Genomic DNA, 15,150 nt, shown 5'->3' with positions numbered 1-15,150 from the left:
GATCGACCTCACGACCGCTGCGAAGGGAACCGCGTGAGCGCTGACATCACTCGTCCGGACGACGCCGACGAGTTCTCGTTCCTGCCCGCGCAGGCCGCCGCCCTCGGCTCCGAGGTGCCGGCCGCCCGCCGCGTGCAGCTGCCGCTCCCCGACGGACGCACGCTCAGCGCCCTTCGCTTCGGCGATGAGGCACCGCGCGTGGTTCTGCTGCACGGCGCCGGTCTGAATGCGCACACCTTCGACGCGACCGTGCTGTCGCTCGGCGAGCCCGCGCTGGCGATCGACCTGCCCGGCCACGGCGACTCCTCGTGGCGCGACGACGCGGCGTACCTGCCCGCCGTGCTCGCGCCCGACGTGATCCTCGGCATCGAGGCGTGGGCCGCGTCGCCCGTCGTGCTCGTCGGCCAGTCCCTGGGCGGGGCCACCGCCGCCGCCGTCGCGGCCGCCCGGCCCGACCTCGTCGCCGCGCTCGTGCTCGTCGACATCACCCCGGGGATCGACGGCACGGGCCCCTCGCAGCTGCGCCGGTTCTACGAGCGCCTCTCGTTCGCCTCGCGCGACGAGCTGCTGGACTACGTGCTCTCGTTCGGCCTCGGCGGTGACCGGGAGCAGGCACGCCGCGGCATCGTGCTCAACTCGCGCGTGCTGCCCGACGGCACCGTGGAGTGGAAGCACCACTTCGCGCGCATCGCCGCCGGCGCCCTCGCGCCCGAGACGCGCACGCCCGGCGACTGGAGCGACCTCGAGGCCGTGACCGCGCCGATCACGCTGGTGCGCGGCACGCTCGGCTTCGTCTCGCCCGACGCCGTCGCGGACTTCCGCGCGCGGCTGCCGCACGCCGAGATCGTCGAGCTCCACGCACCCCACAACGTCCAGGAGGTCGCGCCCGAGGGGCTCGCGACCGTGATCCGGTCTCAGTCGGCGCGCGTCCGCTGACGCGCCCTCGAAAGGAAACCCATGTCGTTCCCGATCCGCCGTGTCGCGCTCCTCGCCGCCGGTCTCACCGCTGCCCTCGCGCTGACCGCGTGCACCGGGCAGGCCCCCGCGCCCGAGCCCACCGAGGTCGACCCCGACGCCACGCTGCGCGTGGGCCTCGTGCTCGAGCCGACCACCCTCGACATCCGCCGCACCTCGGGCGCCGCGCTCGAGCAGGTGCTCGTCGACAACGTGTACGAGGGGCTGGTCACCCGCACCCAGGACAACGAGATCGTGCCCGCGCTGGCCTCAGAGTACGAGATCTCCGCCGACGGCCTGACCTACACGTTCACCCTGCACGAGGGCGTGACCTTCCACGGCGGCGGCGAGCTGACCGCCAGCGACGTGGTGTGGTCGCTGAACGCCGTGGTGGAGGACGCCGCCTACGTGGGCCACGACGACCTCGCCGGCGTCGCCTCGGTCGAGGCGCCCGACGACCGCACGGTCGTGATCACCCTGAGCGAGCCGAACCAGAACCTGCTGTTCACGCTCACCGGCCCGGCCGGCCTCGTCTTCGACGAGGGCGATGAGACCGACCTGAAGACCTCGGCGAACGGCACCGGCCCCTTCACCCTCGAGTCGTGGGCGCAGGGCGACAGCATCACGTTCCAGCGCAACGAGGGCTACTGGGGCGAGCCGGCCGGCGTCGGAACGGTGACGTTCCGGTACATCCCCGACTTCCAGGCCGGCATCAGCGCGGCCCTGGACGGCTCGCTCGACGTGCTCACGCCCGTGCAGGCCGACCTCGCCTCGCAGCTCGACGGCGTCAACGGCTTCGAGCTGCAGCGCGGCCGCACCACCGACAAGTACGTGCTCGCGTTCAACAACGCCGTCGCGCCGCTCGACGACCCGCGGGTGCGCGAGGCGCTGCGCCTGGCCATCGATCACGATGGCCTCGTGGAGGTCATCGGCGCCGGCGAGACGCAGTACGGCCCCATCCCGAGCCTCGACCCGGGATACGAGGACCTGTCGGAGGTCGCGCCCTTCGACCCCGAGCGCGCCCGCGAGCTGCTCGCCGAGGCCGGCCAGGAGAACCTGCAGCTGCAGCTGACCGTGCCCTCGTTCTACGGCACCGCCGTCTCGACGTTCCTCGTGTCGGCGTTCAACGACATCGGCGTGGACCTCACGGTCGAGCCGGTGGAGTTCTCGACCTGGCTCAACGACGTCTACACCAACGGCGACTACGAGCTCAGCATGGTCAACCACGTCGAGCCGCGCGACTTCGGTGCGTGGGCCAACCCGGACTACTACTTCCACTACGACAACCCCGAGGTCCAGGAGCTCTACGCCGCCGCCCTCGCCGAGGTCGACGCCGACGCCTCGGCCGACCTGCTGGCCGAGGCCGCCCGGATCGTCGCGGAAGACCACGCCGCCGACTGGCTGTACACCGCCGAGCAGATCACCGCCGTCGGCGCCGGCGTGGAGGGCTTCCCCACCGACTCGCTCAACTCGCGCCTCGACGTGTCGGGCGTGACGCTGGCCACCGACTGATCTGCGCCGAGACGGGCACACTGGGACCGTGATCCGCTACGCGCTGACGAGGCTGCTGCTCCTCGCGGTGGGCCTCGCCGTCGCGAGCGCGATCATCTTCCTGACGCTGCGGGTGTTCCCCGGCGACGTCGCGCAGATGATCGCCGGCACCAACGGCACGCCCGAGCAGGTCGCCCGCATCCGCGAGGAGCTGGGGCTGGGACGCCCGCTGCTGACGCAGTACCTGGAGTGGATCGTCGGAGTCTTCACGGGCGACCTCGGCACGTCGTTCCTCACGGGCACGCCCGTCACGGCGGAGCTGGCCGACAAGGCCCAGGTGACGGTGCCGCTGGGAATCCTCGCCATGCTCGTCGCGCTGCTCGTGGCGGTGCCGTTCGGGGTGCTTTCGGCCGTGCGGCGCGGACGGGCCGACGGCACCGCGATCAGCGTGATCGCGCAGGGCGTGGCGGCCGTGCCCGTGGTGTGGGCCGGCATGATGCTCGTCGTCGTGTTCGCGGTGAGCCTGGGCTGGCTGCCCGCACAGGGCTTCCCCACGTCGACCGGCTGGAGCACGCCGTGGCTCGCCCTGCGCTCGCTGCTGCTGCCGGCCCTGACGATCGGCGTGGTCGAGGGGGCGATGCTGCTGCGCTTCGTCCGCAGCGCCACGCTGCAGGCCATCGGCGAGGACTTCGTGCGCACCGCGGCCGCCAAGGGCCTCACCCGCACGCAGGCCCTCCTGCGGCACGGGCTGCCGAGCGTGGGGCTGTCGATCGTCACCGTGCTCGGGCTGCAGGTGGCCGGGATCGTCGTGGGCGCCGTCGTCATCGAGCAGGTGTTCAACCTGCCCGGCATCGGGCGCATGCTCGTGAGCGATGTCGGCGCGCGCGATCTCGAGAAGGTGCAGGGCGAGCTGCTGCTGCTGACGGCCTTCGTGCTCGTGATCGGCTTCGTCGTCGACCTGCTCCACCACGCGATCGACCCTCGTCAGCGGGAGGCCGAATGAGCACCGTCTCGCGCCTGTGGCGCTCCTCGACCGGACGCTTCGGGCTCATCGTCCTCGCCGCGATCGTGCTCTGCGCGCTCGTGTCGCTGTTCTGGACGCCGTTCGATCCCAAGTCGATCGACACCACCGCTCGGTGGCTCGGGCCCAGCTGGCCGCACCTCCTCGGCACCGACAGCACGGGGCGCGACATCCTCAGCCTGCTCATGACCGGCGCGCGGACCACCATCTTCGTCGCCGTGGGCGCGGCCGTCGTGGCGACCCTGTTCGGCATCGTGCTCGCGGCGCTCGGGGCGCTGACCCCGCGCTGGACGCGCGAGACGATCGCCGTGCTCATCGACATCCTCATCGCCTTCCCCGTGCTGCTCATCGCGATGATGATCTCGTCCGTGTGGGGCGGCTCCCTGTGGGTCGTCGTGTGGGCGGTGGGCATCGGCTTCGGCGTCAACATCGCCCGCGTCACGCGCCCCGAGCTGCGCCGCGTGCAGCGCAGCGACTTCGTGCTCGCGGGGCGCGCCGCCGGCCTCACGCCCCTGCAGAATCTCGCGCGGCACCTGCTGCCCAACGTCGCGCCGATCTTCATCGTGCAGCTGTCGTGGGGCATGGCGGTGGCCGTGCTCGCCGAGGCCGGGCTGTCGTACCTCGGTTTCGGCGCCACCGTGACCGAGCCGTCCTGGGGGCTGCTGCTGAGCGAGCTGCAGGCCTACATCACGGTGCACCCCACGTCGGTGCTGTGGCCGGGGCTGGCGATCACCCTCACGGTGCTCGCGCTGAACCTGCTCGGCGACGCGCTGCGCGAGGCGACCGACCCCACGCTGCGTCACGGCGACCGCCAGCGCATCGCGCACGAGGCCCCGGGGGTGGTCGCATGAGCCTCGAGGTGAGCGATCTCGTGATCGAGATCGACGGCCGTCGCGTGGTCGACGGCGTCTCGTTCGAGGTGCCCGACGGCGCGCGCCTCGGGCTCATCGGCGAGTCCGGATCGGGCAAGTCCCTCACCGCGCTCGCCCTGCTGGGCCTGCTGCCCCCCGGTGCGCGGGCCTCGGGGTCGATCCGATGGGACGGCACGGAGCTGATCGGCCTGCCCGAGCGTCGGCTCGCGGCGCTGCGCGGCGACGACCTGGCGATGGTGTTCCAGGAGCCGCAGACGGCGCTGAACCCGATCCGCACCGTGGGCCGGCAGATCGCGGAGGCGGTGCGCATCCACCGCGGCGTCTCGCGCGCCGAGGCGCGGCGCATCGCCGTGGCTGAGGCCGCGCGCGTGCGACTGCCCGACCCCGAGTCGATCGTGAACCGGTACCCGCATCAGCTCTCCGGCGGTCAGCGCCAGCGGGTGGCGATCGCCATGGCCCTGGCGTGCCGGCCCCGCCTGCTCATCGCCGACGAGCCCACGACCGCGCTCGACGTGACGATCCAGGCCGAGATCCTCGATCTGCTGCTGGGGCTCGTGGAGGACGCCGGCATGTCGCTGCTGTTCATCACGCACGACCTGGCCGTGCTGTCGCAGGTCGCCACCGACGGCGTCGTGCTCGAGGACGGGCGCGTCGTCGAGGCCGCGTCCGTGCCGCAACTGCTCTCGGCGCCGGCACATCCGGTCACCCAGGGCCTGCTGCGCGACGCCACCGCGACCCTCTGGCGCGGCGGCGAAGACCGCGAGACTGCAGCCCCGCGCCGAGACAGCGGGCAGCGTCAGCAGTCTGGGCGCGGGGGCGCAGTCTCGCGGGAAGGCGGGGACGCATGACCGGGCCGATCATCCGCGCGCGGGGGCTGAGCCGCCAATACGCGCAGCCCCGCGGCGCGCTGTTCGCCCCGCGGCGCGTGACCACGGCGCTGCAGCCGACCGACCTCGATATCGCCGCCGGCGAGGCCGTCGGGGTCATCGGCGAATCCGGGTCGGGCAAGTCGACGCTCGTGCGGCTGCTGCTGGGCCTCGACCGGCCCACGTCCGGCACCGTCGAGGTCGACGGCCGCCCCGTCGACGCCCGGGCGCCCGCGCGCTCGCTGCACTGGCTGCGCCGCATGACCGGCGTCGTGTTCCAGGATCCGTACGCGTCGCTCGATCCGCGCATGAGCGTCGGCCGGATCATCGCCGAGCCGCTGTGGGCGCTCGGCGTGGACGGCGACCACCGCGCGCGCGTGCGCGAGGTGCTCGGCGACGTCGGCCTCGATCCCGAGATGGCGGATCGGCACCCCCACGAGTTCTCGGGCGGCCAGCGCCAGCGCATCGCCCTGGCCCGCGCGATCGCGCACCGGCCGCGGATCCTCGTCGGCGACGAGCCGCTGTCGGCCCTCGACGTCACGGTGCGGGCGCAGATCCTGGCGCTCATCCGCGAGCTGCGCGAGCGCGAGGCCCTCACGCTGGTGATGGTGTCGCACGACATCGGGGTGGTGCAGAACCTCTGCGACACCGTCGTGGTGATGAAGGACGGCGCCGTCGTCGAGTCCGGCCCCACCTCGCGGGTGCTGCTGCACCCCGAGCAGGACTACACGCGCCGACTGCTGGCGTCGATCCCGACGATCGGCTGACCGCCCGGCGGCAGCGACAGGTCGGTGACGGCGCGCCCGGCGAGGGTGGGCCAGAGCGCGTCGGCGCCGTCGAGCGGCACGTGGTGCGGTACGCCGATCACCGCGATCCCCGCGGCTCGCGCCGCCGCGAGCCCCGTAGGCGAGTCCTCGATCGCCACCGCGCGGTCGGGCGCCACCGCGAGCGCTCCGGCCGCGCGCAGGTACGCGTCGGGGAAGGGCTTGCCCCGATCGACGTCGTCGCCGGTGACCACGACGTCGAACGTGCCGGGCGGCAGGGCCGCGATGACGGGATCGGCCGTCTCGCGGTACGACATGGTCACGAGCGCCTGCGGGATGCCGGCCGCCCGCACCGCCGCGAGCAGCTCGCGCGCCCCCGGGCGCCAGCGCGGCGGTTCCGCCGCCATCCGCGTGAGCACCCCGGCGACCTGGCGCCGCACGATCTCGTCGACCGGCAGGTCCACGCCGAGCGCCCGCATCAGCAGGGCGCCGTCGGGGATCGCCATGCCCACGAGCGCGTCGAGCCCCGTGCGCGCGGCGGCGGGGGCATGGGCGCGGACGATGTCGTGTGCCGCGGCGATCCAGTGGTGCTCGGAGTCGACGATCGTGCCGTCCATGTCCCAGAGGACGGCGGCGGGGGCGGTGCGGGGTGGGATCACGGGGCTCTCTCGGTCGAACGGCGGTGTGCCCCGTCCCGGCGCGGGACGGGGCACACCGATGATGCTCGTCAGTCGATGCGGACCGGCGCCGACACGGCCGTGGCCGGCTCGAGGCCCGCGACCGTGCCCGTCACCCGCACCGCGATGTCGGTGCCCTTCCACGCTCCCACGAGGTGGAACTGCTCGCCCGTCGCGCCCGCGATCGGCTCGCCGTCGGCCAGCCACTGGTACGCGAACTCGGCGCCCTCGGTCCACTCCCCCTCGTCGACGGTGAGCTTCGCGCCCGGCTTGATGCCGTTCTTGTGGGTCGACACGATGCGCGGCTCACCCGCCACGACGGCCGGCGCGGCGACGGTCTCGCTCGCGACGAGCGGGTTGGGGATCGTCACCTGCCGCAGCGGCGTGGCGCCCTCGCCGGCGAAGTCGTACGCGGTCACGACCAGGCGGTCGGCGTAGGCGTCGACCGTGAGGCCCTGGTTGATGTCGCGGGTGGTCACCTCGGTGATGCCCTGGGTGTTCTCGCCGCGCGCGTCCCACTCGATGTGCATCGCCACGGTGTTCACCGCCCAGAACCCGTCGGCGTGGCCGTCCGCGGTCCGGCGCTGCACGGCCCAGTCGCCGAGCTCGGCCGGGTAGTGCGTGTGGCCCGAGAACACCACGGCGTTCGGGTAGTTGCCGAGGATGCTCGTGAGGCGGTCGTTCATCTGGTGGTGCTCGCTGTACCAGGGGATCCACGAGGCCGACACGGTGTCGCCGAGGGGGAAGTGCGTCATCACGAGCACCTGCTTGTCCTGCGCGGTCCAGTACGCCAGCCGCTCCTCGAGGAACTCCACCTGCGCGTCGCTCATCGCCACGTCGGACGGGCTGGCGAACTCCTGGCCGAGCGCGATCACCGGCACGTCGCCGCCCGGGCCCTCGAGCAGGTACTCGTCGTACACCTCGTCGCGCTGCGCGAAGGCGAGGAAGCGGTCGCGGTTGGCCTCGAAGCCGCCGGCGGCGTACCGCTCGTGGTTGCCGATCATGGCGATCGTCTTGCCGGGGCGGATGTCGGCGGTCGCGTCCATCACCTCGGAGATGTCGTCCCACTCGGCCTCGGTGCCCGAGTTGACCACGTCGCCGACGATCACCATCGCGTCGGCGTCGGGCGCGAGCTGCGCGTAGTCTCCGAGCGCGTGCTGCCAGTCGCCGGGGTGGCCCTGGATGTCGCTCATCACCCACGCCTGGGTGGGCTCGCCCGTCGCCTCGGCGAGCGCCTCGTGCACGGCGACCGAGTCGATCGCCCAGTAGTGGTCGTCGCCCTCGCCCGTGAAGCCCCAGGTGAACACGGCCTCGTGCGCGCCGGCCGGCACCTCGACCGTGATGTCCTGCACATAGTTCATCTGCCGCGCGTCGTAGCCGTCGGTGACGGTCTGCGAGTCGAGGCGGAGGATCTCGGTGGTCTCTCCGCCGTCGAAGCTGACGCCGACCGTGCCGGCCTGGCCGGCCGAGCCTCGGTAGTGGCTGTCGAACGTGAGCCGCACCGCGCCGAGGCCCGCCACGTCGACGGGCGCCGAGGCGAGGGTGGTGTCGAGCGCGCCGCCGTACTGCCTCGCGTCGGCGACGGCGAAGGTGTCCTGGGCGCGGGCGAAGCGGCGGCGCATCTCGTCGATCCGGGCCGCGTACTCGTCGGTGGCCCCGACCCAGGCGTCCTCGGTGGTGAAGGTCCAGCCGCCGTACGCGGCGTCCTCGTCGGCGAACGCGACGCTCCAGCCCTCCGCGCCGCCGGGCGCGAAGCCCTCGCGGGCGATGACCTCGTCGGTCTCGTTCGTGGTGACGACCGGATCGATCTCGACCGGTGCGGCCGGGTCGCCGGGGGCGGGGCGATCGGGATCGGCCGACACGGTCACGCGCACGGGCGCGGCCAGCGGGGCGTACCCGTCCTGGGCGAGGAAGTAGACATCCCACTCGCCGGCGGGCAGGCCGGTGAAGGTCGCGGTGCCGGTGGCGTCCGGCGCGTACTGCCACTGCGTCGATCCGGGGTTGCCGTCGGGCACGCCCGCGCTGGGCGGGTAGACGCCGATCCAGTTGAGCGCGTGCGGGGCGTCCGTCTGCCACTGCACGACGAGCGGCTCGCCCTCGACGAGGGCGGTGTCGGCGATCGTCAGCGACGAGCTCGCCGCGGGGGCGACGACCGCCGCGTCGCCCTCGGTGGCGACGGCGGGCAGGGCGGGGAGGGCGATGAGGCCGAACGCCGTGACGGCGATCGCCGCTCGGCGCAGGTGGGGTCGGGGGGTCGGAGCGTGCATCGTGTTCCTTTCACAGGGGCGCCGACGCGGCGCGCTGCCGAGTCTTCGAGCGCTCCGGAAACGGCCGATGAACACCGCGCCAACGCGGCGCGACGGATCGGCCGATCCGGCCGATCGGCCCGGACGGCTGTGCACAGCTGTCCGCCCGCGGCTAGCCGATCGTGCGCGACCAGGCCCCGCCCGCGCCGCCGAGGGAGGGCGACGAGACGGCCTCGAACGACACCGATCCCGGCAGATAGCGGTCCTCGGAGAGGTCGATGGGGCGGCCGTCGCGGGCGAACGCCTGGCGGTGCACGCGCAGCAGCGGGCTCGAGCGGCGCACGCCCAGCAGGCGGGCGTCCTCGCTCGAGGCGGCCACCGCGTCGATGCGGTGCGAGCCGAACGCCTCGGCGTGCCCCGCCGCGCTCAGCACGGCGGCGTAGGAGGGCGTGTGGGGATCGAGATCGCGGATCGCGGGCGCCACCCACTCCGGGTAGAGCGAGCGCTCCACCATGACCGTGTGCCCGTCGAGGCTGCGCAGCCGCGTGATCCGCAGCACGGGCCGGCCCTGGGCCGTGCGGAGCAGGCGCGCCTCCTCGGCCGTCGCGGGGGTCTCGCGCTCGTCGACCACCCGGCCGCCCGGCACCATGCCGCGCCCGGCCGCCCACTGCGCGAACGACCCGAACGCCGAGAGCCCCTGGGTGTGCAGCGACGACTGGACGATCCACCCCGCCCCGGGCCGCGGCGCCACGATGCCCCGCCGGCCGAGCTGGGCCAGCGCGTTGCGGATCGTGCCGCGCGCGGCGCCGTGCTCGCGCGCCAGCGCGTGCTCCCCCGGCAGCAGCGATCCGACGGGGAACTCCCCCGCCGCGATGCGCGCTCCGATCCGCTCGGCGATCTCGCGGTAGCGCGGGGTCGGTGACATGCCTCCAGTCTGCCGAGGCGGCGGGCGCGAACCGGCCGTCGAATCCGACGCGTGTCATTCACCCGCCGTTCACCTTGCGGACGGCCGGTATTCCGCGCGGGGGGTGAGTCTGTCTGTCTGGAGATCGGTCGGTCGAACGCGGAGGGGCGATGAGCGTGAGCGAGAGCATCGTGGCCACGGTGGCGCCGGCGGCGACCACCGCCGCCGCCGTGCTGCGCGGCGCCGCCGTCTCGATCGAGCGCCTCGCGCTGCCCGAACCCGGCCCCGGAGAGCTACTCGTCGCCGTCGACCTGGCCACCGTCTGCGCCTCCGACCGCCTGTCGGTCGCGGCCGGCGGCGCACCGCACGTGCTCGGCCATGAGGGCGTCGGACGCGTCGTGGCCGCTGGCTCGGGCGCGCCGGCGCGCCTGCGCGACCGCGTGGTGTGGGCCCCCGGGGTCTCGTGCGGCCGCTGCGACCGCTGCCGCGGCGGGCGCTCGGCCGCGTGCCGCAAGCTGCGCCGCATCGGCGCCGAGCCGCTCGAGACCGGCTGGGACCTCTCCGGAAGCTTCGCCGCGCACATCCTGCTCCCCCGCGGCGCCGCGATCGCGCGCGTGCCCGACGAGATGTGCGACGCGATCGCCGCGCCCGCGGGCTGCGCGACGGCGACCGTCATGGCGGCCCTCGACGCGGCCGGCCCCCTGCGCGGCGCCCGCGTGCTCGTGTGCGGCGCCGGAATGCTCGGCCTGACCGCGGCCGCCGTGGCGACCGATCGCGGCGCCTCCACGGTGATCGCCGTCGACCGCGACGCCTCGCGCCGGTCGATGGCGCGCTCGTTCGGCGCGACCGAGTCGGTGGCGCCCGGCGCCGCGCTCCCCGACGTCGACGTCGCCCTCGTCTTCTCCACGTCGGCGGCCCCGGCCCTCGACGCCCTCGCGATCGGCGGCCGCCTCGTCGTGGTGGGCACCAAGAGCGCCGCGCTCGAGGCGCTGACCGTCGACCCCCGCCGCCTGGCCGATCGCTGGCTCGTCGTCGCGGGGGTGCACGGATCGGAGCCGCGGCACCTCACCGAGGCGATCGCCTACCTCGCCGACGCGCGCGAGCGCTGGCCGTGGGAGCAGCTCGTGAGCCCCGCGATGCCGCTGGCGTACCTGCCGACGCTGCTGACGCAGCCGGCGCCGATCGCCCCGCGCGCGGCCGTGCAGCCCCGGCGCTGAGCCGCCGCCTCAGGCGCCCTCGGCCTGCGCGATCTCCGGCTCGGACCGGCCCAGCAGCCGCGACAGCACGCCCGGCTTCTTCTTGGGCCGCAGCTGCTTCTGCAGGTACACGGTGCCGAGCCAGCGGCCGAACTTGAAGCCCACCCGGCCCATGCGGCCCACCTCGACGAAGCCGAGCTTCTCGTGCAGCGCGAGCGACGCCTCGGCCCCGCGGTCGCTGATCACGGCCACGAGCTGGCGCAGCCCGATCTCCTCGCAGGCCTCGATGAGGGCTTCCAGCAGCGCGCGCCCAAGCCCCTTGCCGGTGGCGGCCTGGCCGAGGTAGATCGAGACCTCGACGGTGTAGCGGAAGGCCGACTTGCTGGCCCAGGGCGAGACGAGCGCGTAGCCGAGCACCTGGCCGCTCGGCGAGACGGCCACGAGGAACGGCAGCTCGAGCTTCTGCAGGTGCTGGAACTTCTCGACCCACTTCTTGTGGGTCCACCGCTTCTCATCGAACGTCACGACGGAGTTCATGACGTAGTAGTTGTAGATCTCGCGGATGTCGGGGATGTCCTCGAGCGTGGCGGGGCGGATCTCGTAGGCGAAGGGGCGCTCCTCGCTCACCTGCCGGGTGCGCAGATGCTTGCGGCGGCGGCGCTCGTAGGACCCGTCCAGCATGACGATCAGACTACGCGCCAGTCGATGGGCTCCGCGCCCTGCGCCCGCAGCAGCTCGTTGGCTCGCGAGAACGGCCGCGAGCCGAAGAAGCCGCGGCTGGCCGACAGCGGCGACGGGTGCGCCGATTCGATCCGCGGCACGTCGGGCAGGAGCGTCGCGAGGCTCCGGGCCTGGTTGCCCCACAGGATCGCCACGAGCGGGCCGCCGCGCGCGGCGAGGGTGCGGATGGCGTGCTCGGTGACGCGCTCCCATCCCCACCCCTGGTGCGAGGCAGGCGCGCCCGGCCGCACCGTGAGCACGCGGTTCAGGAGCATCACGCCCTGGTCGGCCCACGCCGACAGGTCGCCGTGCTCGGCCGGGGCGATGCCGAGATCGGTCTGCAGCTCCCGGTAGATGTTCGCGAGGCTGCGCGGCAGCGGCCGCACGTGGCGCTCGACGGCGAACGACAGGCCGATCGGGTGACCCGGCGTGGGGTAGGGGTCCTGGCCGACGACGAGCACGCGCACGCCCGCGAGCGGCCGCTGGAACGCGCGCAGCACCCTGTCGCCGGCCGGCAGGTACGAGCCGCCTGCGGCCACCTCGGCGCGCAGCCGATCCCCGATCGCCGCGATGTCGCCCGCCACCGGCGCGAGCGCCTCGGCCCAGCCGGCGTCGATGAGGCCGCCCGCCGCGAGCTCGATAAGGGACCTGCCCGGCATCAGGCGCTCGGTGCCAGGCCGGCGTCCTGCTCGATCACCGAGCCCTGGAACGACCACGGGAAGTCGATCCACAGGTCGGTGTCGCGCCAGGCGTAGTCGGGCTGGATGATCGTGGCGGGCTTGGTGTAGATCGTCACGGATCGCACGTCGGCGCCGCGCTCCCGCAGCATGTCGACGGCCATGCGCAGGGTGCGCCCCGAGTCGGCCACGTCATCGACGAGCAGCACGCGCCGGCCGTCGAGGTACTCCATGTCGAGGGCGGGCGGGAGCACCTCGGGCGCGTCGAGCACCGTGCCGATGCCGGTGTAGAACTCCATGTTGATCGCGCCGCAGTTCTTCACCCCCAGGCCGTAGGCGATCGCGCCGGCCGGCAGCAGCCCGCCGCGGGCGATCGCGACGACCACCTCCGGGACGAATCCGCTGTCGACGATGCGGCGGGACAGCTCGCGGGTCGCGTCGCCGAAGCCCTGCCAGGTGAGCGTCTCGCGCTCGGCGGTCACGCGCGGGCCTCCCCGCGCACCGCGAGCGGCCCGCGGTGCAGCAGGTGCTGCGCCGCCTGGGCCACCGGCCGCATCGTGACGAGATCGAGGTTCACGTGCCCCGGCGCCCCGAGGGCGTAGGCGATCACGTCGGCGACGTCCTCGGCCACGAGCGGGTGGTCGACGTCGGCGTACAGGGCGTCCACCGCGCCCGGATCGCCCGTGCGGTTGAGCGTGAACTCCTCGGTGTGCACCATGCCGGGCGCGATCTCGACCACGCGCAGCGGCTCGCCGTTGAGCTCCTGGCGCAGCGCGTGCACGAGCATCGCCTCGCCGGCCTTCGCGGCGTTGTAGCCGCCACCGCCCGGGTAGGCCACCTGCGCCGCGGTGGAGGTCACGAAGAGCAGATCGGCGTGGGTGCCGCCGTCGGCCGCGGCCCGGCGCAGCTGCGGCAGCAGCCGCGCCACGAGTCGCTGCGCGGAGAGCACGTTCACCTCGTACATCCACGTCCAGTCCGCGACGCTGCCGTCCTCGACGCGATCGGTGCCCTTGGCGCCGCCGGCCACGTGCACGAGCGCGTGCAGCGGGCCGGTCTCGGCCAGGTGCACGGCGAGGCGGTCGACGTCGGCGTCGCTCGTGAGGTCGGCGGCGAACGCCGCGGCGCCGGTCTCGGCGGCGAGCGCCTCGAGCCGCTCGGCCCGGCGGGCCACGCCCACCACGTCCCAGCCGGCCGCGCGCAGCGCGCGCACCGTGGCTGCCCCGATCCCCGAACTCGCACCCGTCACGACCGCTCGCCTGTTCGTCATGCAACAACCGTAACGCCGCGAATGTGACGGCGTGTTTCCGCGCCCGTTGCCCGCCCCCGCGGCCGCGCGTAGCGTCGCCCCTGCGACCCGGTGCGTGGCCGCGCAGACCCACCCGGCGGAGGAAACACCATGACCGAGAACTGGCGCTTCGAGACCAAGCAGATCCACTCCGGCGCGCAGCCCGACCCGACCACCGGCGCGCGGGCGACGCCGCTGTACCAGACCACCGCGTACGTCTTCCGCGACGCGGACCACGCGGCCAACCTCTTCGCGCTCGCCGAGACCGGCAACATCTACACCCGCATCATGAACCCGACGCAGGACGTCGCCGAGCAGCGCATCGCGGCGCTCGAGGGCGGCACCGCGGCGCTGCTGCTGGCGAGCGGCCAGGCGGCCGAGACCTTCGCGGTGCTGAACATCGCGCAGGCGGGCGACCACATCGTCTCGTCGAGCTCGATCTACGGCGGCACCTACAACCTCTTCAAGTACACCCTCGCCAAGCTCGGCATCGAGACGACGTTCGTCGAGAACCAGGACGACCCCGAGGCCTGGCGCGCCGCCGTCCGCCCGAACACGAAGCTGTTCTTCGCCGAGACGGTCGGCAACCCGCAGGCCAACGTGCTCGACATCCGCACCGTGGCCGACATCGCGCACGAGGCCGGCGTGCCGCTCATCGTCGACAACACGATCGCCACGCCCTGGCTGATCCGCCCGTTCGAGCACGGCGCCGACATCGTCGTGCACTCGGCGACCAAGTTCCTCGCGGGCCACGGCACCGTCGTGGCCGGTGCGATCGTGGACGGCGGCACGTTCCCGTGGTCGCAGCACGCCGATCGCTTCCCCGGCCTCACCGAGCCCGACCCGTCGTACCACGGCGTCAGCTACACCGGCGTGCTCGGCGACGCCGTGGCCTACATCACCAAGGCGCGCGTGCAGCTGCTGCGCGACCTCGGCGCCGCGATCTCGCCCAACAACGCCTGGCAGCTCATCCAGGGCATCGAGACCCTGTCGCTGCGCATCGAGCGCCACGTGCAGAACGCGCAGGCGGTGGCCGAGTGGCTCGAGGCCCGCGACGACGTGGCGTCGGTGAGCTACTCGGGCCTGGCCTCGTCGCCCTGGCACGCGGCCGCGCAGAAGTACGCCCCCAAGGGCGTGGGCGCCGTGCTGTCGTTCGAGCTCAAGGGCGGCGTGGACGCGGGGCGCGCGTTCGTCAACTCGCTGAAGCTGTTCAGCCACCTGGCCAACATCGGCGACGTGCGCTCGCTCGTCATCCACCCCGCCTCCACCACCCACTCGCAGCTCACGCCCGAGCAGCAGCTCACCGCCGGCGTCACGCCGGGCCTCGTGCGCCTGTCGGTCGGCCTCGAGAACGTCGACGACCTCACCGCCGACCTTGAGCAGGCCCTCGAGGCGGCCAAGGCCACGGCGCTCGCGGCCACCGCCTGATCGCGCGGGCGCTCCGTTCGGCGACCGCCCGGGCGCCCGCCCACCGGTT

At 73.7% G+C, this 15,150-nt stretch carries 15 protein-coding genes; 8 read left to right on the top strand and 7 right to left on the bottom strand.

The window, feature by feature from the left end:
• Window positions 1–33 precede the first annotated feature (33 nt).
• Genes E3O41_RS03565 through E3O41_RS03540 form a run of 6 tightly spaced genes read left to right on the top strand, consistent with a single transcriptional unit; the run spans window position 34 to window position 5,971 of the window.
• A complete protein-coding gene (locus E3O41_RS03565) occupies window positions 34–936 on the top strand; it encodes an alpha/beta fold hydrolase (protein ID WP_240482328.1) in 903 nt (300 codons plus the stop codon).
• 21 nt (window positions 937–957) lie between these two features.
• A complete protein-coding gene (locus tag E3O41_RS03560; protein ID WP_067025539.1) occupies window positions 958–2,466 on the top strand; it encodes an ABC transporter substrate-binding protein in 1,509 nt (502 codons plus the stop codon).
• Between the two features lie 28 nt (window positions 2,467–2,494).
• Window positions 2,495–3,448, top strand: a complete 954-nt coding sequence (locus tag E3O41_RS03555; protein WP_067025536.1) for an ABC transporter permease — start codon at window positions 2,495–2,497, stop codon at window positions 3,446–3,448.
• Window positions 3,445–4,317, top strand: coding sequence for an ABC transporter permease (locus E3O41_RS03550; RefSeq protein ID WP_067025534.1), 873 nt, complete (start codon window positions 3,445–3,447; stop codon window positions 4,315–4,317). Before E3O41_RS03555 ends, E3O41_RS03550 begins: the two co-directional genes overlap by 4 nt.
• A complete protein-coding gene (locus tag E3O41_RS03545) occupies window positions 4,314–5,186 on the top strand; it encodes an ABC transporter ATP-binding protein (RefSeq protein WP_083990888.1) in 873 nt (290 codons plus the stop codon). Before E3O41_RS03550 ends, E3O41_RS03545 begins: the two co-directional genes overlap by 4 nt.
• The gene (locus E3O41_RS03540; protein ID WP_067025531.1) at window positions 5,183–5,971 is read left to right on the top strand and encodes an ABC transporter ATP-binding protein; all 789 of its coding nucleotides are present in this window, start codon (window positions 5,183–5,185) and stop codon (window positions 5,969–5,971) included. The genes E3O41_RS03545 and E3O41_RS03540 overlap by 4 nt, the downstream gene beginning before the upstream one ends.
• Here E3O41_RS03540 and E3O41_RS03535 read toward each other — a convergent pair.
• The 3 genes from E3O41_RS03535 to E3O41_RS03525 form a co-directional block, all read right to left on the bottom strand.
• Window positions 5,929–6,627 (bottom strand): HAD family hydrolase, encoded by a 699-nt coding sequence (locus E3O41_RS03535; protein ID WP_244927267.1) that lies wholly within the window; start codon window positions 6,625–6,627, stop codon window positions 5,929–5,931. The genes E3O41_RS03540 and E3O41_RS03535 overlap by 43 nt on opposite strands.
• A 68-nt stretch (window positions 6,628–6,695) precedes the next feature.
• Window positions 6,696–8,912, bottom strand: a complete 2,217-nt coding sequence (locus E3O41_RS03530) for a DUF4073 domain-containing protein (protein WP_067025527.1) — start codon at window positions 8,910–8,912, stop codon at window positions 6,696–6,698.
• A 151-nt stretch (window positions 8,913–9,063) separates the two neighbouring features.
• Window positions 9,064–9,816, bottom strand: a complete 753-nt coding sequence (locus E3O41_RS03525; RefSeq protein ID WP_067025524.1) for a GntR family transcriptional regulator — start codon at window positions 9,814–9,816, stop codon at window positions 9,064–9,066.
• A gap of 155 nt (window positions 9,817–9,971) precedes the next feature.
• Between E3O41_RS03525 and E3O41_RS03520 the strand changes: the two genes are divergently transcribed.
• Entirely contained in the window at window positions 9,972–11,012 is a 1,041-nt protein-coding gene (locus E3O41_RS03520; RefSeq protein ID WP_205631747.1) for an alcohol dehydrogenase catalytic domain-containing protein, read from the top strand.
• A 9-nt stretch (window positions 11,013–11,021) separates the two neighbouring features.
• Here the strand turns inward: E3O41_RS03520 and E3O41_RS03515 are convergent, their stop codons facing one another.
• From E3O41_RS03515 to E3O41_RS03500, 4 genes are read right to left on the bottom strand one after another with little or no spacing between them, the layout of a single operon-like run.
• Complete coding sequence (locus E3O41_RS03515) at window positions 11,022–11,672, bottom strand: GNAT family N-acetyltransferase (RefSeq protein WP_067025518.1); 651 nt, start codon at window positions 11,670–11,672, stop codon at window positions 11,022–11,024.
• A gap of 5 nt (window positions 11,673–11,677) precedes the next feature.
• Window positions 11,678–12,370 (bottom strand): uracil-DNA glycosylase, encoded by a 693-nt coding sequence (locus tag E3O41_RS03510; protein ID WP_067025515.1) that lies wholly within the window; start codon window positions 12,368–12,370, stop codon window positions 11,678–11,680.
• On the bottom strand, window positions 12,370–12,870 hold the full coding sequence (locus tag E3O41_RS03505) for a phosphoribosyltransferase (RefSeq protein ID WP_067025506.1): 501 nt from the start codon (window positions 12,868–12,870) through the stop codon (window positions 12,370–12,372). Before E3O41_RS03505 ends, E3O41_RS03510 begins: the two co-directional genes overlap by 1 nt.
• On the bottom strand, window positions 12,867–13,655 hold the full coding sequence (locus E3O41_RS03500; protein WP_067025502.1) for an SDR family oxidoreductase: 789 nt from the start codon (window positions 13,653–13,655) through the stop codon (window positions 12,867–12,869). The genes E3O41_RS03505 and E3O41_RS03500 overlap by 4 nt, the downstream gene beginning before the upstream one ends.
• 129 nt (window positions 13,656–13,784) lie before the next feature.
• Here E3O41_RS03500 and E3O41_RS03495 point away from each other — a divergent pair, with 129 nt between their 5' ends.
• On the top strand, window positions 13,785–15,101 hold the full coding sequence (locus E3O41_RS03495) for a bifunctional o-acetylhomoserine/o-acetylserine sulfhydrylase (RefSeq protein WP_067025498.1): 1,317 nt from the start codon (window positions 13,785–13,787) through the stop codon (window positions 15,099–15,101).
• Window positions 15,102–15,150 lie beyond the last annotated feature (49 nt).

Origin of the sequence: Microbacterium sediminis, from assembly GCF_004564075.1 — a bacterium.
Taxonomy (GTDB): domain Bacteria; phylum Actinomycetota; class Actinomycetes; order Actinomycetales; family Microbacteriaceae; genus Microbacterium; species Microbacterium sediminis.
The sequence above is the reverse complement of the archived record's forward strand: the minus strand, read 5'-3'. Positions and strand labels throughout refer to the sequence as shown.

What these genes read in the sequence shown, in the direction of transcription:
- E3O41_RS03500 (WP_067025502.1), bottom strand. Translation starts at nt 13,655, where the DNA reads ATGACGAACAGGCGAGCGGTCGTGACGGGTGCGAGTTCGGGGATCGGG.
- E3O41_RS03525 (WP_067025524.1), bottom strand. Translation starts at nt 9,816, where the DNA reads ATGTCACCGACCCCGCGCTACCGCGAGATCGCCGAGCGGATCGGAGCG.
- E3O41_RS03540 (WP_067025531.1), top strand. Translation starts at nt 5,183, where the DNA reads ATGACCGGGCCGATCATCCGCGCGCGGGGGCTGAGCCGCCAATACGCG.
- E3O41_RS03510 (WP_067025515.1), bottom strand. Translation starts at nt 12,370, where the DNA reads ATGCCGGGCAGGTCCCTTATCGAGCTCGCGGCGGGCGGCCTCATCGAC.
- E3O41_RS03495 (WP_067025498.1), top strand. Translation starts at nt 13,785, where the DNA reads ATGACCGAGAACTGGCGCTTCGAGACCAAGCAGATCCACTCCGGCGCG.
- E3O41_RS03515 (WP_067025518.1), bottom strand. Translation starts at nt 11,672, where the DNA reads ATGCTGGACGGGTCCTACGAGCGCCGCCGCCGCAAGCATCTGCGCACC.
- E3O41_RS03530 (WP_067025527.1), bottom strand. Translation starts at nt 8,912, where the DNA reads ATGCACGCTCCGACCCCCCGACCCCACCTGCGCCGAGCGGCGATCGCC.
- E3O41_RS03550 (WP_067025534.1), top strand. Translation starts at nt 3,445, where the DNA reads ATGAGCACCGTCTCGCGCCTGTGGCGCTCCTCGACCGGACGCTTCGGG.
- E3O41_RS03545 (WP_083990888.1), top strand. Translation starts at nt 4,314, where the DNA reads ATGAGCCTCGAGGTGAGCGATCTCGTGATCGAGATCGACGGCCGTCGC.
- E3O41_RS03560 (WP_067025539.1), top strand. Translation starts at nt 958, where the DNA reads ATGTCGTTCCCGATCCGCCGTGTCGCGCTCCTCGCCGCCGGTCTCACC.